This is a genomic window from Aeromonas bivalvium (genome assembly GCF_000819765.1).
GTDB classification, from domain to species: Bacteria; Pseudomonadota; Gammaproteobacteria; order Enterobacterales; family Aeromonadaceae; genus Aeromonas; species Aeromonas bivalvium.
This window is the reverse complement of record NZ_CDBT01000061.1, coordinates 69115-87913: the sequence shown is the minus strand read 5'-3', so window position 1 is coordinate 87913 and position 18799 is coordinate 69115. Positions and strand designations below refer to the sequence as shown.

Annotated in this window: 15 protein-coding genes; 3 read left to right on the top strand and 12 right to left on the bottom strand. The window is 63.4% G+C overall.

The annotated features are described in order from the left end of the window. Positions 1–49: 49 nt before the first annotated feature. The 4 genes from BN1119_RS19670 to BN1119_RS17475 all read right to left on the bottom strand — a co-directional run bounded on the left by BN1119_RS19670 (position 50) and on the right by BN1119_RS17475 (position 5773). The gene (locus BN1119_RS19670) at positions 50–3520 is read right to left on the bottom strand and encodes a beta strand repeat-containing protein (RefSeq protein ID WP_052448085.1); all 3471 of its coding nucleotides are present in this window, start codon (positions 3518–3520) and stop codon (positions 50–52) included. 583 nt (positions 3521–4103) lie between these two features. Further along, on the bottom strand, positions 4104–4595 hold the full coding sequence (locus BN1119_RS17485) for a metal-dependent hydrolase (protein WP_042001116.1): 492 nt from the start codon (positions 4593–4595) through the stop codon (positions 4104–4106). An 86-nt stretch (positions 4596–4681) separates the two neighbouring features. Beyond that, positions 4682–5242, bottom strand: a complete 561-nt coding sequence (locus BN1119_RS17480) for a cytochrome b/b6 domain-containing protein (protein ID WP_042001113.1) — start codon at positions 5240–5242, stop codon at positions 4682–4684. 78 nt (positions 5243–5320) lie between these two features. Beyond that, entirely contained in the window at positions 5321–5773 is a 453-nt protein-coding gene (locus tag BN1119_RS17475) for a YaiI/YqxD family protein (RefSeq protein WP_042001111.1), read from the bottom strand. A gap of 133 nt (positions 5774–5906) precedes the next feature. Here BN1119_RS17475 and zntB point away from each other — a divergent pair, with 133 nt between their 5' ends. Continuing rightward, positions 5907–6872 carry a zinc transporter ZntB gene (zntB, locus tag BN1119_RS17470; RefSeq protein WP_042001107.1) on the top strand — a complete coding sequence of 322 codons (966 nt, stop codon included), beginning with the start codon at positions 5907–5909 and terminating at the stop codon, positions 6870–6872. Positions 6873–6874: 2 nt separating this feature from the next. Beyond that, complete coding sequence (locus tag BN1119_RS17465; RefSeq protein WP_042001105.1) at positions 6875–7393, top strand: mechanosensitive ion channel domain-containing protein; 519 nt, start codon at positions 6875–6877, stop codon at positions 7391–7393. A gap of 60 nt (positions 7394–7453) precedes the next feature. Here BN1119_RS17465 and BN1119_RS17460 read toward each other — a convergent pair whose 3' ends face one another. From BN1119_RS17460 to BN1119_RS17425, 8 genes are all read right to left on the bottom strand, one after another. Then, on the bottom strand, positions 7454–7702 hold the full coding sequence (locus BN1119_RS17460) for a hypothetical protein (protein ID WP_042001102.1): 249 nt from the start codon (positions 7700–7702) through the stop codon (positions 7454–7456). A 36-nt stretch (positions 7703–7738) separates the two neighbouring features. After that, positions 7739–9550, bottom strand: coding sequence for a cation:proton antiporter (locus BN1119_RS17455; protein WP_042001099.1), 1812 nt, complete (start codon positions 9548–9550; stop codon positions 7739–7741). Positions 9551–9678: 128 nt separating this feature from the next. Continuing rightward, entirely contained in the window at positions 9679–10200 is a 522-nt protein-coding gene (locus tag BN1119_RS17450; RefSeq protein ID WP_042001096.1) for an MltR family transcriptional regulator, read from the bottom strand. 60 nt (positions 10201–10260) lie between these two features. Next, on the bottom strand, positions 10261–11403 hold the full coding sequence (locus BN1119_RS17445; RefSeq protein WP_042001093.1) for a mannitol-1-phosphate 5-dehydrogenase: 1143 nt from the start codon (positions 11401–11403) through the stop codon (positions 10261–10263). 36 nt (positions 11404–11439) lie between these two features. Further along, complete coding sequence (locus BN1119_RS17440) at positions 11440–13368, bottom strand: PTS mannitol transporter subunit IICBA (protein ID WP_042001091.1); 1929 nt, start codon at positions 13366–13368, stop codon at positions 11440–11442. A 582-nt stretch (positions 13369–13950) separates the two neighbouring features. Further along, the gene (locus tag BN1119_RS17435; RefSeq protein ID WP_042001088.1) at positions 13951–15987 is read right to left on the bottom strand and encodes an exoribonuclease II; all 2037 of its coding nucleotides are present in this window, start codon (positions 15985–15987) and stop codon (positions 13951–13953) included. An 86-nt stretch (positions 15988–16073) separates the two neighbouring features. Next, positions 16074–16973, bottom strand: a complete 900-nt coding sequence (locus tag BN1119_RS17430) for a LysR family transcriptional regulator ArgP (RefSeq protein WP_042001085.1) — start codon at positions 16971–16973, stop codon at positions 16074–16076. Between the two features lie 193 nt (positions 16974–17166). After that, positions 17167–17802: an acyl-homoserine-lactone synthase gene (locus tag BN1119_RS17425; protein WP_042001083.1), complete on the bottom strand. Its 636-nt coding sequence runs from the start codon at positions 17800–17802 to the stop codon at positions 17167–17169. Positions 17803–17861: 59 nt separating this feature from the next. Here BN1119_RS17425 and BN1119_RS17420 point away from each other — a divergent pair, with 59 nt between their 5' ends. After that, positions 17862–18641 (top strand): LuxR family transcriptional regulator, encoded by a 780-nt coding sequence (locus BN1119_RS17420; RefSeq protein ID WP_042001080.1) that lies wholly within the window; start codon positions 17862–17864, stop codon positions 18639–18641. Positions 18642–18799: the final 158 nt, after the last annotated feature.

The following is an 18799-nucleotide window of genomic DNA, read 5'->3' as shown; positions in this document are numbered from 1 at the left end:
TGAAAAAGGGCTCCTTATCGGAGCCCTTCGAGCTGGGAGTGATGGGTCACTAGAGGCAATCGGCGAGGGCGGTCACTGTGCCGCTCACGCCATCCTTGCTGGCGCCATAGGTGACGGTATCGCTCAACAGTACGGTTCTGGTGGAGCCGAGGTTGACGCTGATGGGAGCGCCGTTCTGGGTCCAGTTCGCCACGTTGGTGAGATCCTGGCTCGAGCCGTTGTTGTAGTGACCCGTGGCCTGCAGGCTGATCAGGTTGGCGACCGGGATCCCCAGCAACTCGACCACCAGCCCCTTGGTGCAGGTCAGCGTCAGACTATCCAGGCTGGCGGCAGACACGGTAAATGCCTGGTTGCCACTGACGCCTGAGTAGGTGCCCGTGATGGTGGCCGTGCCCGGACCGACGGCGGTGACCAGGCCTTGCTGGGTCACGGTCAATACGCTGCTGTTGCTGCTGACCCAGCTGGTGAGGTTGGTCACGTCCTGCGGGCTGCCCACGCCGCTCAGGCTGGCCTGGGCGGAGAGCTGCACGCTGGTGCCGACGATCAGTGTGCCCGAGCTGCCGCCCGCAATGACCACCGCATTGACCACCGAGGGGGCCGCCGTGATAGGAGCCGTCGGCAGGCTGTTGACACCATTGAGGCTGGCGCTGATGGTGGCCGTGCCGCTGCTGGCCTTGGCCTCTATCCGCCCCTTGTTCGACAGGTTGCCAACGGCGATCACGCTCGGGTTGCTGCTGCTCCACTGGGCCTGACCGGTGACATCGACCGGTGTCGCCGAGTTGGAGTATTTGGCGAAGGCCCTCAGCTGACGCTGGATCCCGAAGGGCAGGTCACTGAGATCTCCCTGTACCGTCAGGCTGTCCAGGCTGGGGTTGCCGACGTTGAGGGTTACCGTGTTGCTGATCCCTCCGACTTCGGCCGTCAGGGTCACTGAGCCGGGCAGCAGACTGGTGACCAGGCCATTGACCACGGTCGCCACCAGGGGATTGCTGCTGCTCCAGTTCGCCTGACTGGTGACATCCACCACCAGACCGTTGTTATAGACGGCATTGACCCTGAGCTGGGAGAGCAGCCCGGCGACCAGGTTGACGGGGACATCCAGGATATCGAGGTGATCCAGAGTGGCCGAGGTGATATCCAGCTGTGCCAGGTTGCTGTCGATACCGTTCAGGGTGGCCTTGACCGTGCCTCCCACTGTGGGCAGCAGGGCTGTCAGCAGGCCGTCGCTACTCACCAGGGCGGCATCGACCGGGGCGACCGTCCAGGCCACCAGATCCGTGATGTCCGAGGTGGTGCCGTTGTCGAACAGACCGATGGCCACCAGGGGTTGGGTCAGATCTTCAATCAGGCTGATGACGGGGGGGGTGAGCTGGATACCGGCCAGTACGGTGGGCGTGACCGTGATGGTCAGCGCCTTCGACTGCCCTGCGTAGTTGGCGGTGATGCTTGCGCTTCCCGGCGCCACGGCGGTGATGAGCCCGCTGGGCGAGACGGTGGCGACCCCGGTATTGCTGCTGTTGGGGGCCGACAGGGCGGTCACGTTCTGGCTGCTGCCATCGCTGAAGGTGGCGCTGACGGTCAGCTGGGTGGTGGTGCCGACGGGCAGGGTGTCGAGCAGGGCTCCCGTACTCAGTTCCAGGCCATCGCTGACCAGGGTGGCGTTGGTGACAGTGACCTGTATGGTGGCGCTTTGCCCGCCGAGGCTCCCCGTGATGGTGGCGGTACCCGGAGCGACGGCGCTGACCAGGCCGGTATGCAAGCCGACGGTGGCAACGGCTGCATTGTTGCTGGTCCAGCTGACATTGGTGGTGACCTCACGGTTGCTGCCGTCACTGTAGCTGCCTCTGGCCGCGAGTTGGCCAGTCAGGCCGGCGGCCAGGGTCAGGGGCGGGGTGGTAATGGTCAAGCCGCCCGCGTTGAGGGTTGCGCTGGTGACAGTGACCAGGATGGTTGCCGTCTGGCCATCCAGGGTGCCCGCAATGGTGGCGGTGCCGGGGGAGACGGCAGTGATCAGGCCGGTGGCATTCACGGTGGCAACGGCCGTGTTGCTGCTGGACCAGCTGACGCTGGCAGTGACATCACGGCTGCTGCCGTCACTGTAGCTGCCTCTGGCCGCGAGTTGCCCGGTCAGGCCGGCGGCCAGAGTCAGGGGCGGGGTGGTAATGGCCAGACCTCCCGTATTGAGGGTGGCGTTGGTGACGGTGACCAGCAGGGTTGCGCTCTCGGCGCCCAGGGTGCCCGTGATGATGGCGGTACCCGGGGCGACGGCGGTGACCAGACCGGTGGCACTGACAGTGGCGACGGACGGATCGTCGCTGCTCCAGCTGACATCGGCGCTGACATCCCGGCTGCTGCCGTCGCTGTAGCTGCCGTTGGCGCTGAGTTGTCCGGTCAGACCGACGGCCAGGGTCAGAGGGGGAACCGTGATGGTGAGCCCGCCCGCATTGAGTGTGGCATTGGTGACAGTGACCTGGAGGCTGGTGCTCTCGCCGTCCAGGGTGCCTGTGATGGTGGCTGTGCCGGGGGCGACGGCGCTGACCAGACCGGTCAGGCTCACGCTGGCAACGAGGGGATCACTGCTGGTCCAGCTGACGCTGGCGGTGACGTCCACCGTGCTGCCATCGCTGTAGTTGCCCGTGGCGACGAGCTGGGCCGTCAGGCCGGCGGCCAGGGTCAGGGGTGGGGTGGTAATGGTCAGGCCGCCGCTATTGAGGGTGGCATTGGTGACGGTCAGGCTGATGCTGCTCGTGACCCCCAGCAGGCTGGCCGAGAGAGTGCTGGCTCCTGGGGTCAGCGCACTGACGACCCCCAGATTGCTGATGGTGGCAACGTTGGTGGCGCTGCTGAGCCAGGCGACCTGGTTGGAAACGTCCTGAGTGGTCTGATCGCTGAGCTGGGCAATGGCGACCAGCTGGCCGTTCATGCCCTTGGCCAGGGTCAGGGACGAGGGGAGGATCTGGATCTGGCTGATGGTGGCATTGGTGACCGAGATGCCAATCTGCCCGCTCACCTCCTGCAATCTGGCGATGACGGTGGCGACGCCGACGGCCTTGCCTGTCGCTTCGCCCTTGTTGTCGACAGTGAGCACCTCGGGTTTGTTGCTGCTCCAGCTGGCCTGGGACGAGACATCCTTGACGCTGCCATCCGAGAAGGTGGCCCTGGCGGTGAGCTGCTGCTTGAGCCCCTTGGCCAGGGTGGGAGGGGAGGTGCTGATCTGGATCCGGGTGACGATGGCATTGGTCACCTGGAACCTGGACGCATTGCTGGTCTTGCCCTGATGACTGGCCGAGATGATCGCCTGTCCCAGATTGTGGGTCTTGGCCATCCCGGCCTCATCGACCGTCACGATGGAGGTGTCTGAACTGGCCCAGGTCACCTCTTTGGTGAGATCCGCCGTGGTGCCATCGCTGTAGGTCCCGATGGCCTGATACTGGCTGTTGATGCCGATGGGCACCTGGGGATCCACGGCCCCGCGGGCCCCGGCTCCGGTGTCATCGGCGGTGATCTGGAGGCTGCTCAATGTCTTGGCTGAGGTTGGACTTGGGGGGCTGCCATCGTCGCCTCCCCCTCCTCCACCGCCGCCGCAGGCATACAAGGTGAGTGTGAAAAGAAATGGGAGTAAGATATTAAGCATCCTGCTCATGGTATTTCTCCTTGTCATTAATAAATCAGAACGATTCAATATGAGTGCGCATTTTTTTCGGGCAAAAATATCCCGTAACCATCCTCTTTAATTAATGGTGGCTATGTCGTTTATGTTTATTGAAATGACGACTCAAGCTTGCCTTGCCGAGGTGCTCACCTCTTGAAAGGGCATTCAGTCTGATGCTAGCCCTTACTTGTGATAAGGCTTTGCCGTTCTACCCCTATTTACATAAGTCCTCCCTTTATCAATATACCGTTATTGATTTTTATATTAATGCAGGTGATTTATATGTTTAGGTGAGTAGGAGATATCTGTCCAATCACTATTGACATAATAAAAAGTAGTGATTTTATGGAAGCCTGCTACCCATGGAATAATAAATCATGATTGGTTTTGATAGAGTCCCTTTATGGCCGGGGCAGGCAGTCGGGCAGGGTGGGAAATAGGGGGCGCCTTGTCAGTAAGCCCAGTAACCCGCGATCAGCAGGCTCAGGGTGCAAAAACCTGTCTCCATGGCGCCACCACTGCGCAGGGGCCAGCCGGGCAGGCGAAAGCGCTGCTTGATGGGCCAGAGCAGCGGTATGCCTGCGGGGGTGAGCCAGTCCCCCAGCAGATGACTCAGGTAGCCCAGGATCAGGGCATCCTTGACCGCGACGGGCATCAGGTCGGTCATGACATTGCTGCCCAGCCCCCAGGCGCAGAGCGCGACGGCCAGCAGGCTGTGGGTGAATCCCCTGTGGCCAAACAGGCGGGAGAGGGGCACAGAGATCCAGCGTACCTTCTGCCCCAGCACCGATTTGGGGTGATCGAGATCCGGCAGCAGGGAGGTGGCCAGGGCAGCCAGCATGGTCTGGCCGAGATTGGCATCGGCCAGGGCTGGGGTGAGTGGCAACTTGTGGGCCAGCAGGGCGCAGGTGACAGAAAACAGTAGATGCCCTTGGGCGGTCATGGTGGCTACGGCATGGGGAAATGGCGGCGCATCTTACCAGTGTCACGAGCCATTGCAGCAAAAATCGGGGCCGAGGGCCGACCCTGTCATTCGCTGCGCGGATCTTCCACCTTGATCCCCGTGGGCACCCGCTTTCTCCCCCGCACCATGGCACGCAGCAGATCGCTGCGGGTGAGCCTGTCGGTCAGGAGCACCACGGCCCCGTGTATGCCGGTGGCGGCCATCAGGGTATTGGCGAGGATCTCGTGGGCCTCCTCCATCCACTCTGCTCCTTTGAAAGGCGCCAAGGTGATGAGCCAGCCGGTCGCGACCGTGCCGGCCAGCGACAGCAGCAGCAACCAGATCATCAATGCCCCCAGGGGGTTGTGACCCAGATAGTAAGGATGGTGGCCCCGGGACAGTTGTCCCAGATAGTTGCGGATCCTGTCTGGCGTCGGCCACCACTGGGCAAACCGGGCGTAGTAAGATCCCACCAACCCCCACAGCAGTCGAAACGACAGCAGGGCGGCCAGGCCATAGCCGACATACCTGTGGTTGCTGCCGCCCTCTTCGAAGACGAAGAAGTTGAGCAGGCAGAGGATCACCGTGATCCAGTGAAACCCTCGGACGAGGGGATCCCAGACTCTCACTTCCGATGTCGTTGTCATGATTCTTCCTTGCTGATCGGGATGGAACAGCGACAAGGTTAGGGGCCGAGACTTAAGGAAGAATGAAGGGTCTGGGCGTCAGCTCAACTTGCCCTTGAGCAGCCACTTGTCCAGCGCATTGGCGAAGCGCTGCTTGTCGGCGGCGTTGAAGGGGGGCGGGCCGCCGGTCTGTACCCCGGCCGAGCGCAGCTCTTCCATGAAGTTGCGCATGCCGAGCCGGGCCTGGATGGTCTCCCGGGTGTAGATCTCGCCGCGGGGATTGAGGGCCTCGCCGCCGGCGTCTATGACCCAGGAGGCGAGGGGAATGTCCCCCGTGATCACCAGATCACCCGGTGTGACCTGCTGGGCGATGACGTGATCCGCCACGTCGAATCCCTTCGCTACCTGCTGGGTCTTGATGAAGGGGGAGGGGGGCACTCTCAGCCCCTGATTGGCCACCAGCGTGGTGACGACCCGGGCACGGTGGGCGGCACGGTAGAGGATCTCCTTGACCGGAATGGGGCAGGCGTCGGCGTCGACCCAGATGGGCATGGTGGTATCTCCAGGCTGTGATGAGGGCGCATCTTACCACGGCCAGAGCTGAGACGGTCCCGGCTTTGGTGTAAGCTGGGCGACTGCTGCCCCGGCCCCGCCGAGGCATATCATCAATCAAGGGGGAGGTGGCGTGGATCGGGTACCCAGTGAGCTTATCTATGGTCTGAGTCTGGACGGCAAGGGGGGCATGCAGCCCCTCGGGGCCGGTGCGCAGCTGCCCGGGAGTCAGCCGAGCTGGCTGCATCTGGATTACGGCAATCCCGAGGCGGCCCGCTGGCTGTTGCAGACTCCCCTGCTGGGGGAGGCGGCCCGGGAAGCCCTGCTCGGTCAGAGCAACCGCCCCAAGCTGGTACGCATGGGAGAGACGGTGCTGCTGATCCTGCGCGGCATCAATCACAACCAGGACCACAGGCCCGAAGAGATGGTGGCCCTGCGTATCTTCATCACCCCGGACCTCATCATCAGCAGTCGTCGTCGCCCCCTGCTGTCGGAAAAAGATGTCTTCGAGCAGTTGCGGCTGGGGGCCGGGCCCGACAATCCGGCGGACTGGCTGGTGGAGATCTGCGACGCCCTGACCGACAGGGCGGGGGAGTTCGTCGAGGAGCTGCACGATCAGATCCTGACCATAGAGGAGCAGGTGCTGGAGCGGGAGCTGCCGACCATGGGCCGCCTGGCACGCATTCGCAAGCAGCTGATCATGATCCGCCGCTACCTCTCTCCCCAGCGGGATCTCATCGCCCGCCTCGCCAGCGAGAAGATCGGCTGGTTCGACGAGGATGACAGGCGCCGCCTGCTGGACATCGCCGACCGCCTGCGGCGCTGGCTCGACGATCTGGATGCCGGGGTGGCGCGCACCGCCGTGCTGGCGGACGAGGTCAACAACATGGTGGCCGAGGCGACCAACCGCCGCGCCTACCAGATGTCGGTGATGGCGTTGCTGTTCCTTCCCGCCAGCTTCCTGACCGGCCTGTTCGGCATCAATCTGGGGGGCATCCCGGGTGCCGAGAGCCCTGCCGCCTTCTGGGTGTTCTGTGTCAGCCTGGGTGGCCTGGCGCTGGGACTGGCCCTCTGGCTCAAACACAGACGCTGGTGGTGACCATGACCCTGTGGCAATCGTTCGGACTGACCCTGCTGGTGCTGCTGGGCCATGGCATCATCAGGCGGATCATCAGGCGCAGCCTGCTGGCCCTGGGGCGCCACAAGCAGGTCAGCGAGAATCGGGTGCTCTATGTGGAGCATGTGTTCCATTTCCTGCTCGGCAGCGCCACCCTGCTGATCCTGGCCGGGGTGTGGGGTCTCGACTTCTCCCGGCTGGTGGTGCTTGCCTCCTCCTTCTTCGCCGTGCTCGGGGTCGCCATGGTGGCCCAGTGGTCGATCCTCTCCAACATCACCGCCAGCATCACCATCTTCTTCGCCTTCCCCTACCGGATCGGCGACCGGATCCGCATCCTCGACAAGGATGACTCCGTCACCGGGGTCATCACCGAGATTGGCCTCTTCTATCTGAGGGTGCGCGACGACAATGGCGACCTGGTCACCTACCCGGCCAACCTGATCCTGCAAAAACCCGTGCGCCGGCTGGAATCGCCCCCCCAGGTGCCGAGCCAGCCGGAGTAAGGCGACCAGCATGGGCCAAAAAAAGACCCCGCCTCGGCGGGGTCTTGCTTGCTGGGGGAGTCAGCGTTCGAAGAAGTGGTAGAGGTGCTCGACCTGGATCGGGCAGTCGGCCACCTTGTGGATGTGCTCGCGCGCCTCTTCCACCGTGCCGAAGCTGAGGGGCAGGCCGAAGCTGTCGGTCAGCTCGAACAGGCGCCCTCCCTCCCCGCGAAACTCGACGGTCCAGCCCGGCAGCACGGCATCATGGATGATTTCGGCCTCGTGTATGCCCTGCTGGCGATAGAGCTGGCGTAGCTCGTTGACTGTCATGCTTGCCTCCTCTGATGAAGCGGTTCAATGACAAGTCTAGTCCTTGCCAGGGCCAGGCTCGCCCCGGTTTGTACTCTCCCTGGCCGGTTGCAGTGCCACGACCAGCTCCCCGGCTCCCGGCTGTATGGGGCCGGTGACGACCCTGGGTTGCTGTCTCGCATCCAGTACGAACAGGGGGATGGCCCCCGGGTTGGCCTCCTGGTAGGCAGACCAGTCGAAGGCCTCCGAGAGGCGGGTCGCCTTGATCTGACCCCCGCGGGCCAGCAGGCCGCTCAGGCGGGCGAAGTTGACGTCCCCGCCAAACAGCAGCTGGCGGGCGCGGAAGGTGGCGCTCTCCCGGTTTGCCTTGCCGTGCTGATCGCTCGAACGCAGGGAGTAGACCCTCTCTTCACCGTACAGGTGGGCGAAATGGAGCACCCCGAGGGCGTTGTTGTGGCGGCTCGGGGAGAGTGCCAGCACGGTACTGATGCTGGTGAGGGGCAGGTGCAGCTCGGCATGTTCCGATTGCGGATTGCCGAAATAGCAGGGCAGGTTGCTCATGCGGGCCAGCTTGCAGTTTTCCCAGGCCGGATCCGACAGATAGACGGGGACGCCCTGATCCGCCAGGGCCTTGCCGACGGCCCGGGCCACCGAGTTGGCGCCGATCAGCAGCCAGGTGTTGGGAGTGGGTTGGCGCATGCGCAGCAAGCCCGCCAACGGAGCCGAGGTGAGACTCTGCAGCACCACGGTGGAGATGATGACGGCGAACACCAGGGGTACCAGCTTGCCCGCATCCGGGATCCCGGCTTCCCCCAGGCTGATGGCGAAGGAGGCGCTGACCGCCGCCGCCACTATGCCCCGCGGCGCTATCCAGGCGAGCAGGGCGCGGGCCTGCCAGCCCAGATCCGAGCCCCAGGTCGAGACCAGAATGCAGAGCGGGCGTGCCACGAACTGCACCACGCACAGCAACAGCAACACCATGGGGCCGAGCTGCCACAGCTGGGCCAGATCCAGGCGGGCCGCCAGCAGGATGAAGAGGGAAGAGATGAGGATGACGGCAAGGTCCTCTTTGAAGGCCAGCACCTCCTCCAGATCCAGCCCATCCTGGTTGGCGAGCCAGATGCCGAACACTGTGACCGCCAGCAGGCCGGACTCGTGGCTGAGCCAGTTGGAGAGGCTGAAGGTGACCAGCACCAGGGCCAGCACCCCGAACTTGTGCAGGCTGACCGGCAGCCAGTCCTTGCGAATGAGCAAGGTGGTGATCCAGCCGGCCGCCACCCCGATCAGGGTGCCTATCCCCACCGTCTTGGCCAGGGCCAGCAGGGTGTGGCTGATCAGGTTGCCCTGGCTGCCGAGGCGCACTGCCTCGAACACCAGTACCGCGAACAGGGCGCCGATGGGGTCGATGACGATCCCCTCCCAGCGCAGTATCTTGTCCACCTCCCGGGTCGGGCGGATCACGTTGAGCATGGGGGCCACCACGGTCGGCCCAGTCACCACCAGCACGGCGCCGAGCACCATGGCGACCCGCCAGTCCAGCCCCAGCAGCCAGTAGCTGGCGGCGGCGATGACGGCGAAGCTGGTCAGCATGCCGATGGAGCAGAGATTGCGCACCACCTTGCCGATCCCCTTGAGTTCGGTCAGGTGCAGGGTCAGGGCTCCCTCGAACAGTATGATGGCCACCGACAGCGAGACCAGGGGGAACAGCAGGTCGCCGAGCAGCAGATCCGGATTGAGCACACCGGTCACCGGACCCAGGGTCAGGCCGGTGAGCAGCAGGAACAGGATGGCGGGAACCCGCAAGGCCCAGGCCAGCCATTGGGCCAGCAGAGAGATCAGTGCGATCCCCGCCAGAGAGAGTGCGGTCATGAGTACCTCGTCAAGGGAGTGGAAAGGGCATGCCAGGAAGAATATATGTCAGCCTGACACTCTAACTCGAATGAGACAAGGGTCTGAGGTGTGAAGGGTCTGATGCGGCAGTATCCGGCGCAATCGGGTCAGATGGGGCTCTCCTTGTGAAGCTCGCCGACGCAGTGGGCGACGGCAAGCATCAGGGAGGATCGCACCATCTGATCCTGGCGGGCGAGTTGCATCTGATAGAAGGCCCAATCCTCTTCCGTGGCGGGGGGCACCAGCTCCTGGAGGCCGGTCCGGTTGATGCCGTGCAGCCGCTCGAGCAGGTCCCGCACCGGTTTGTCGCTGAAGCGATAATCCTTGGGATCGCGCACCAGGGCATCCCGGGCTTTCAGATAGGCTTCTATGTCCTGATAGAGCTCGAGAGAGACCAGGCCGAGGGCGAAGATGAGCTTGAGGCGCACCTCTATCTGGCCGAGGGGGCCGCTCTGGTTGAGCAGGGGTTCGATGGCGTATTTGACGGCGTACTCCTCCTGGCGGAAGGCGCGTCGCATCAGGGAGTCTACCGCCTCTTCCAGGAGGGTGACGACCTCGAGGAAGAAGCCGCGCGGGCCATCCTGCTCGTTGAGTCGCTCCAGTACTTCATCTTCCTGGTGTGTGGTCATAAATCGATAGGGTCCAGCTAGTCGTGTGCAGGGAGGGCAAGGCCCTCCCTGTGAGTCCGGTTAGAGTGCCTGGTAGCGGGCGGCGATGGCGGCGACCAGGGGGTGGGCCGGATCCAGTCCCGATACCCGGGCCAGGGTCGCGGCCACGCCGTCGGTCTCGATGGCGGCCTGCAGCTCCCGGGCCTGGGGATCCTGGTCATCCTGGTAGCGCAGGGCGGCGGCGATGCCCTCCTGCAACCCCTCGTTTGGCAGCCCGTATTCCAGGGTGCCGAGCAGGGGTTTGATCAGACGATCCTGAGGACCCAGCTTGCGCAGGGGCTGGCGGCCGACCCTGTCCACCTCGTCCACCAGATAGGGGTTGGCGAAACGGGCCAGGATCTTCTCGATGTAGGCGGCGTGCAGGCGCGGATCGAAGCCGTAGCGTTTTACCAGCACGGCCCCGCTCTCCTCCATGGCACGGCGCACCTTGCTGCGGATCACCGGATCCTCGATCGCCTCGCGGATGGTGCGATAGCCCATCAGCTTGCCGAGGTAGGCGGTGATGCTGTGCCCCGTGTTGAGGGTAAACAGCTTGCGCTCGACGAAGGCCATCAGGTTGTCGGTGGGCTCCATGCCCGCCACACGGGGCAGCTCCCCCTTGAACTGGGTCTGGTCGACGATCCACTCGCTGAAGCTCTCCACCGTCACCTCCAGGGGATCGTCGTTGGCCGCGGCCGGGGGCACGATGCGATCCACCGCCGAGTCGACGAAGCCGACGCAGGATTCGAGGGTGGCATGATACGCGACCGGCAGGTACTTGAGTACCTCCTCCTTGAGGTGGCTGGTGCCACGCACCATGTTCTCGCAGGCGATGACGTTGAGGGGGGTCAGGTTGCCGGCATCGAAGCGGGCCTGCAGCCCCTTGGCCAGGGTGCTGGCAATCTTGTCCAGGATGTTGGGGCCCACCGCCGTGGTCACCAGATCGGCGGTGATGAGACGGGCGATCACCTCGTGCCCGGCGGAGCTGACGGCGGCCACGTTGCGCACCACGTCCAGCTTCTGATCCGCCCCCACCACGTGGACCTTGTACTCCTGGCGATGATTGAGCTGGTCGATCAGGGTCTCGTTCACGTCGGCGAAGGTGACCTGATGCTCGGCGTCAGCCAGCAGTTTACCGATGAAGCCACGGCCTATGTTGCCGGCGCCAAAATGCAATGTTTTCATGATATCAACCTCTTTAACCAATGATGAGCCGAGTGTTCAGGCGGCCTGTTCGCCGCCCAGCAGGTCCAGGAACGCCTGGGGATCCAGGGTGCTGGCCAGCCGGTCGATGATCCCGGGTTCATCCAGGGCATTGGTCAGGCGGGTTATCACCTGCATGTGTTCGTCGTTGCGGGCGGCGATGCCGATCACCAGGCGCGCCACTTCGTCGGCGGCCTCGCCAAAGGCCACCCCGGCCGGGTACTGGCAGATGACGATGCCGGTGCGGATCACCTTCTCCTTGGCGGCTATGGTGCCGTGGGGCACGGCGATGGACTCGCCGAGGTAGGTGGAGACCAGCTGCTCCCGCTCCAGCATGGCGTTGACGTAATCGGGCTCCACGTAGCCACGTTCCGCCAGCAGCCGGCCCGCGGTACGGATGGCGGCCTCCTTGCTGTCGGCCTTGAGGCCGAGCTGAATGTCATGATGGCTCAGGGTGAACACTTCCGGTTCCTGCTGTTCGTAGCTGTCATCGTTGGCGGCCACCAGCAGCTGGGGGTGGGCCACGTCGTCGTTGGCGGCCCGGGTCTGGCTCAGCTCCTGCACCAGTGCCTGATAGAGGCCGTTGTCGAGGAAGTTGGTGAGGGAGATATGGTGGGCGTGCGGCGCGTGGCGACGGGCCCGTTCGGTCAGATCCTGGTGGGTGATGACCCAGTCCACCTGGTCGTCGAGCTGGTCGATGGCGCGGTTGGTGACGCGGATGTCGAGCCCTGCGGCCTCAACCCGCTTGCGCAGCATGCCGGCACCCATGGCGCTGGAGCCCATGCCGGCGTCGCAGGCAACCACTATGTTGCGTACCGTCTTGAGCTCGGCGCCCGGTTTCTTGGCGGCCGAGGTCTCGGGTTTGGCACCCTTCATGGCCTTCATCTTGCGAGTGGCTTCACCCAGGGCATCGGCCTCGTCGGCTTCCGGTTGCTGGGCACGGACGAACACGGCGGCGACCAGGAAGGAGACGGTGGCGGAGGCGACGATGGAGAGCAGCACTCCGATGAGGGAGGCTTTGGGCGTCATCAGCAGCACGGCGAAGATGGAACCCGGCGAGGCGGGGGAGACCAGACCTGCGTTGAACAGGGTCAGGGTGAAGACCCCTGTCATGCCGCCGGCGATCACCGCCAGGATGAGGCGCGGATTCATCAGCACGTAGGGGAAGTAGATCTCGTGGATGCCACCGAAGAAGTGGATGATGGAGGCACCGGCGGCGGACTGCTTGGCGGCGCCGCGGCCGAACACCATGTAGGCCAGCAACACACCCAGGCCCGGACCCGGGTTCGCTTCGATCAGGAAGAAGATGGACTTGCCATGCTCGGTCGCCTGCTGGATCCCGAGCGGCGAGAAGATGCCGTGGTTGATGGCGTTGTTGAGGAAGAGGATCTTGGCCGGTTCGACGAAGATGGAGGTCAGCGGCAGCATGTGGTTGTCCACCAGGAAGCCGACCCCGGCCGCCAGCACGCCGGAGAGTACCTTGACGAAGGGACCGATGACGAAGAAGGCGAGGATGGCCAGCAACATGCCGATGATGCCGGCGGAGAAGTTGTTGACCAGCATCTCGAAGCCGCTCTTGACCCGGCCTTCCATCGCCTTGTCGAAGCGCTTGATGGCCCAGCCACCGAGCGGGCCGACCATCATGGCGCCCATGAACATGGGGATGTCGGTCCCGACGATCACGCCCATGGTGGTGATGGCACCGACCACGGCGCCCCGTTCACCCCCCATCAGCTTGCCGCCGGTATAGCCAATCAGCAGGGGCAACAGATAGGTGATCATGGGGCCGACCAGCTTGGCCAGGGTTTCATTGGGCAGCCAGCCGGTGGGAATGAAGAGGGCGGTGATGAAGCCCCAGGCGATGAATGCCCCTATGTTGGGCATGACCATATTGGACAGGAAGCGTCCAAAATTCTGTATCTTGACTTTGGTATCCGGTGATAACATGACGGCACCCCGTTTTGAGCCTGTTTGATTGAAAGTGGTAGTCGGGATAACGGGTTTTGCCGAACCCTCATCCCTGTCGTCTAAGCAACTTCAATCTACCAGTTCGCCATCAAGTTGGGCTGAAAACGGGGTGTCTTGTGATGCACCTCTCAAATACCCGGGCTACCCCCCTCCCTTCATAGTGACGCGGATCACATTCATTCGCTGTATTTCGGCTACATTTCGCCCTTTCTCACCGTCGCCATCAAATTTTCGTGATCAATGTCACGCCTTGCGGTTTGCGCAAATACCGTGTCAATGTGATTGCTGTCACATGTTTATTATTTGTATCCAAATGAGGCATGATTTCAGGGGCGTTATCACGGGTCACCAACGATGAAAAAGTCAGGTTTCATGATTAATCGCCAATGAATCAGTAAAGATTGACTGATTTTGTAACCTACTTTCAGGTTGTCATCCCCAGAGTCCTGCCAGCTCTACGGACCCATGCTCCCGCTAGCAGGCTCGACTGACTCGCTCTTTCCTCGATCAAAAAAGCCCGCAAGATTGCGGGCTTTTGGCATAGGAAGGGGAGGGGCCGGCTTAGTCCGCCTTGGGGGCTGTTTCGGCCGCCGCCTCTGTGCTTCCGGTCTCTGCGTTCTCGACAGCAGGCGCCTCAGGCACAGGGCCCGGCACCAGGGCGACGGCGGGCCTGGCGATGAGGGAGCGGGTCTCTTCCACCGCTTCGCTCAGTTTCACCTCGATGATCTGGCCAAGCTCATAGACCACTTCTGTCTTGTCCAGGTAGACGCGGCCGTTGTCCCAGTTGCACTCCAGCCTGTCCTTGTTGTCCAGAATGTGGCGGGCTGGCATGAAGACCACGGCGCCGTTCTCCTGCAGGCGCAGTTTGAGGCCGGCGCGCATCACGTCGATGATCTCGGCGTTGAACACCTGATCGCTACCGGCGGCAGACTGGAGGAAACGGACATAGAGCCAGTCGCCGATGTCGCGCTCGACCCTGCGGTGCAGGCGACGGCACTCCGTCAGGTGCTCGGTCAGCTCCAGGCTCGGACGCTCACCCGGGGTCTTGCCGGCGATGACGGCCTTGAGCAGGCGATGGTTGACCATGTCGCCGTACTTGCGGATGGGAGAGGTCCAGGTGGCGTACGCATCCAGCCCCAGGCCGTAGTGGGCACCCGGCTCGGCAGACATCAGGGCATAGCTCTGGAAGCGGCGGATCTTGCCGTCCAGCCAGCGGGTATCCAGGCTGTCGATCCAGCGGCGCAGGGCGCAGAAGCCGGACAGGCTGGCGATATCGATTTTCTCGAACGGCGCTTCTGCGGTCTTCAGCAGATCGATGGCGCCATCCAGAGACTCTTCATCGAAGCCGGTGTGGACGTTGAAGATGCCGTAGCCTACCTGCTTGCCCAGCACGCGGCCGGCGCAGATGTTGGCGGCGATCATCGACTCTTCCACCATGCGGTTGGCGATGCGGCGCGGCTCGACGTGGATGGCCAGCACCTCGCCGTTCTCCCCCAGCTCGAAGTCGTAGTCGGGGCGGTCGGGGAATACCAGGGCGTGCTCGGTGCGCCACGCGATGCGCGCCTCCGTCATCGCCTTCATCAGGGGCAGCTGGGCCAGCACGCCGGCGTCGATATCCAGCACCTTGCCGTGCTCGGCCCAGTCGGAGACGTCGTCATAGCTGAGACGGGCATGGGAATTGATGCGGGCGGCGAAGAACTCGGTCTCCTCCAGCAGCAGGCCATCCTCATTGATCCGCAAGCGGGCGCACAGGGTGTTGCGCTCCTCCCCCTCTTTCAGGGAGCAGAGCTCGTCGGAGAGGGTGCGCGGTATCATGGGCACGTTGCGCCCCGGCATGTAGACGGTGAAGGCACGCTTGGCGGCTTCCTGGTCCAGCTCGCTGCCCTCGGCCACATAGGCGGTCGGGTCGGCGATGGCCACCAGCAGCTCCCAGCCGTTGTCCAGCTTGCGGATGGCCAGGGCGTCATCCATGTCCTTGGTCTTGGCGCCATCTATGGTGAAGAAGGGGGTGCTGGTCAGGTCGGTGCGGGGCAGCTCCTCCTCTTCAATCACCTTCCACTCCGCCAGGTCCGCCGGTTCAATCTGGGCCAGGTTGTGGCGCGCCAGCACCACCCACCAGGGCACGTTGTGATCGTCCTTGTCGGCGATGAGCTCGATGATCTCGGCGGAGAAGTTGCCGTCAGCCAGGGCGTGACGCTTGAGGGTGGCGACCACCCAGTCCCCTTCCTTGAAGGATTTCTCGTCCAGACCCTTCTTGGCGCGGGCCTTGATGGCGTCCTTTATCAGGGGGTGATCCGGCACCACGTTGAGGCGGTCGCGGAACATCTTGACGCGGCCGACGAAGCGGGTCACCGCCTGCTCCAGCAGGGCGTCCGGCTCGGCCACTTCCTTCTCTTTTTCGGTACGGATCAGGGCACTCACCCGGTCACCGTGCATCACCTTCTTCATGTAGGGGGGCGGCACGAAGTAGCTGGTCTTCTCATCCACCTCCAGGAAGCCGAAGCCCCGATCGGAGGCGCGGATCACCCCCTCTTTCTTGGGGATGTTTTCGCGGATCTGCTGTTTGAGCTGGGCCAGCAAGGGATTGTCTTGGAACATAAGTGAGGAACCTGAGTGGAGACCTGATGAAGAATCGCCCAGCACTATACGTTTTTACCCCTCCAAAGCCAAGGTGAATGGCCCGCTCAGCGGGGTTGCAGTGCCCGGCGCCCCTGCTCGATCAGGCGCTGGGATATCTGTTTGTGCAGCCCCCGCTCCAGCAGCCAGCGATGCCAGTAGAGGGTCTCTATCAGGTGTCTGTCCGGGCAGATATCCCGCAGGCGCCCGTCCTCGAGCTGGGGTCTGATCTGCAATTCCGGGATCAGGCAGTAGGCGAGTCCCTGCTCCGCCATGGCGACGAAGGCCTCGGAGGAGTGCACCGTGTGGCAGGGGTAGCCGCCTGGCTCGAGGCCGAACTCGCGGTGCAGGAAGCGGATGTGCATGTCATCACGGGGATCGAATGCCACCCCGGGCGCCTTGGCCATGGCCTGGGGCGTCAGGCCATGGGGGAAGTGGCGGGCGATGAAGGCGGGGCTGGCGGCCAGCACATAGCACATGGTGCCCAGCTCATCGACGCGGCAGCCGGGCAGGGCCTGGGGGTGCAGGCTGACGGCGCCGAACGCCTGGCCCTCGCGTACCTTGTCCAGGGTGCGGCTCTCGTCATCCACCAGCAGATTGAGCTCGATGGGATGGCGCTCCAGCAGGGGCGCCAGGGCGGGCAGGAACCAGGTGGCCAGGCTGTCGGCGTTGACGGCGATACTGATGCGGATCGGGGCCTGGGGTTCGCTGGGGGAGAGCTCGCCCGCCAGCTCCAGCTCCAGCTGGCGCACCTGACGGTAGTGGGCCAGCAGCTTCTGGCCGAGGGGGGTCGCCTGCAATGGCTGGCCCCGGATGAGCAGCGGCTCGGCAAACTGCTGCTCCAGCTGCTTGATGCGCTGGGAGATGGCGGACTGGGTGAGGTGCAGGCGCTGGGCGGCGCGCTCGAAGTTCTGCTCCTGCATCACGGCATCCAGGGCCAGCAGCAGCTTGTAGTCCAGGGCCTTCATCATATTTCCTTATGAACAATGCAACTCAAGCAGCGACTCTACTGCTGGTGCCGATCCGGCACAAGGGCGGCTCGACCAGGGGCGTCGAGGGGCCGCGCCTGTCAGAAGTGGCAGTAGCCAGCCACTCGGTTAGTGGTGATACTCTTTTGAGTTCGTTCCTGCGTGGGGTGGGATCGGACATGGCATGAGTGTTTTATCCCGGGATCTTCCCGGGATTTTTTATGGTCGCAGCCCGGTATTCGCCGGTCAGGGGGCGTTGCACGGCGGCGGCGAAACGCTCGTCCAGCACGAAGCGGATCCCGACCCCGCGCACGGCCCCCAGATCCACCGCCTGACGATGGCCGAGCCGCTCGATGGGCAGGCCGAGGCGACGAAAGATGCGCTCCACCGGCAGGCTGACCACGGCGACCATCTCGCGGATATGATGTTCGCGGGCGAAGGCGTGAACCTCGCGAAAGATGACGCAGGTGAGCTCGCTCACCCCGTTGTCGAGTCGGGGAGCGCGTGCGGCGTCGATGGCGAGCCGGGTCAGCTCCCAGACATCCTGGCGACGGGGCGGCGACTCGCCGGCGAGGGCGGCGGGGAAGCAGGTGGGCAGCATGTAATCGGCGGCGCAGCTGAGCAGGCGGATGCAACCACACAGGCCGGCATCATCCTCGACCAGGATCCAGTGGGTGTCGGGGCCATCGAAATGGTCCCGCTCCAGCCCCTGGCTTGATTCCACATCCCACCGTAATCTTTCAAAGAAAATCCGGTTTCTGAATGAGTAAAGCGAATTTTCTATGTTTTTATCCCAATGTTTCCTCAGTTTTCCCTTGAAAACGCGCATACGGATCACTCCAGAGTCAGGAAGGGCGCTATAATTTCGGCCTCGGGAAGGGGATCAAGATGAAACAGACTCAGTTGCTCGAATACCTCGAACTGTTTACCACGGCCACGGACGGGGACCAATTGTCCAGGCTGATCGGGCGCTTCGCCGTCGCCATGGGATATGACTACTTTCGCTTCGCCCTGATCCTGCCAAGGTCGATGCAGCACCCCAAGGTGGTGCTGTTCAACCAGTGCCCCGACTCCTGGGTGCAGGCCTACACGGCGCAGCACATGCTGGCCCGGGACCCCATCATACAACTCGCCCGCCAGCAGACCCTGCCCATCTACTGGAACCGGCTCGACGAGAAGGCGCGCTTCCTGCAAGCGGGCAGCCTGGACGTGATGGGGCTGGCGGCGGAATTCGGCCTGCGCAACGGCGTCTCCTTCCCCCTGCACGGGCCGACCGGCGAGAGCGGCATCCTCTCCTTCATCACCCGGGAGCGGGCCTCCAGCGACCTGCTGCTGGAGTCTTCCCCCGTGCTCTCCTGGATGTCGACCTATATCTTCGATGCCGCCCTGCGCACCGTGCGGATCGGCGCGCGGGAGGGGGGGCAGGAGGTGCTGACGATGCGGGAGACCGAGTGTCTCTCCTGGGCCAGCGAGGGCAAGACCTCGAGCGAGATCGCCAGCATCCTCGGGATCACGGAACGCACCGTGAACTACCACCTCAACCAGGTGACCCGCAAGACAGACTCCATCAACCGCTACCAGGCCATCGCCAAAGGGGTGAGCAGCGGCATACTGCTGCCCAACCTGGAGGAGGTGGTGGTCACCAATTTCCCGCGCCAGCTGCAATGATTCCCTTCCCATTGGTCGATCTCCAGGCCCGTCGGGGCAGTGGCAGGAGGCGTTCTCCTGCCGTCATTGACTGCGCCAGAAGGCACTCTGCCACCCTTGCCCACCGAATTTATTAAATTTTCGAATCAACAAGAAAATTAATGAATTTCTCTTAATTT

What these genes read in the sequence shown, in the direction of transcription:
- BN1119_RS17465 (WP_042001105.1), top strand. Translation starts at nt 6,875, where the DNA reads ATGACCCTGTGGCAATCGTTCGGACTGACCCTGCTGGTGCTGCTGGGC.
- BN1119_RS17480 (WP_042001113.1), bottom strand. Translation starts at nt 5,242, where the DNA reads ATGACAACGACATCGGAAGTGAGAGTCTGGGATCCCCTCGTCCGAGGG.
- BN1119_RS17430 (WP_042001085.1), bottom strand. Translation starts at nt 16,973, where the DNA reads ATGAAGGCCCTGGACTACAAGCTGCTGCTGGCCCTGGATGCCGTGATG.
- BN1119_RS17420 (WP_042001080.1), top strand. Translation starts at nt 17,862, where the DNA reads ATGAAACAGACTCAGTTGCTCGAATACCTCGAACTGTTTACCACGGCC.
- BN1119_RS17440 (WP_042001091.1), bottom strand. Translation starts at nt 13,368, where the DNA reads ATGTTATCACCGGATACCAAAGTCAAGATACAGAATTTTGGACGCTTC.
- BN1119_RS17450 (WP_042001096.1), bottom strand. Translation starts at nt 10,200, where the DNA reads ATGACCACACACCAGGAAGATGAAGTACTGGAGCGACTCAACGAGCAG.
- BN1119_RS17425 (WP_042001083.1), bottom strand. Translation starts at nt 17,802, where the DNA reads ATGCGCGTTTTCAAGGGAAAACTGAGGAAACATTGGGATAAAAACATA.
- BN1119_RS17485 (WP_042001116.1), bottom strand. Translation starts at nt 4,595, where the DNA reads ATGACCGCCCAAGGGCATCTACTGTTTTCTGTCACCTGCGCCCTGCTG.
- BN1119_RS17455 (WP_042001099.1), bottom strand. Translation starts at nt 9,550, where the DNA reads ATGACCGCACTCTCTCTGGCGGGGATCGCACTGATCTCTCTGCTGGCC.
- BN1119_RS17460 (WP_042001102.1), bottom strand. Translation starts at nt 7,702, where the DNA reads ATGACAGTCAACGAGCTACGCCAGCTCTATCGCCAGCAGGGCATACAC.
- BN1119_RS17435 (WP_042001088.1), bottom strand. Translation starts at nt 15,987, where the DNA reads ATGTTCCAAGACAATCCCTTGCTGGCCCAGCTCAAACAGCAGATCCGC.
- BN1119_RS17445 (WP_042001093.1), bottom strand. Translation starts at nt 11,403, where the DNA reads ATGAAAACATTGCATTTTGGCGCCGGCAACATAGGCCGTGGCTTCATC.
- BN1119_RS17475 (WP_042001111.1), bottom strand. Translation starts at nt 5,773, where the DNA reads ATGCCCATCTGGGTCGACGCCGACGCCTGCCCCATTCCGGTCAAGGAG.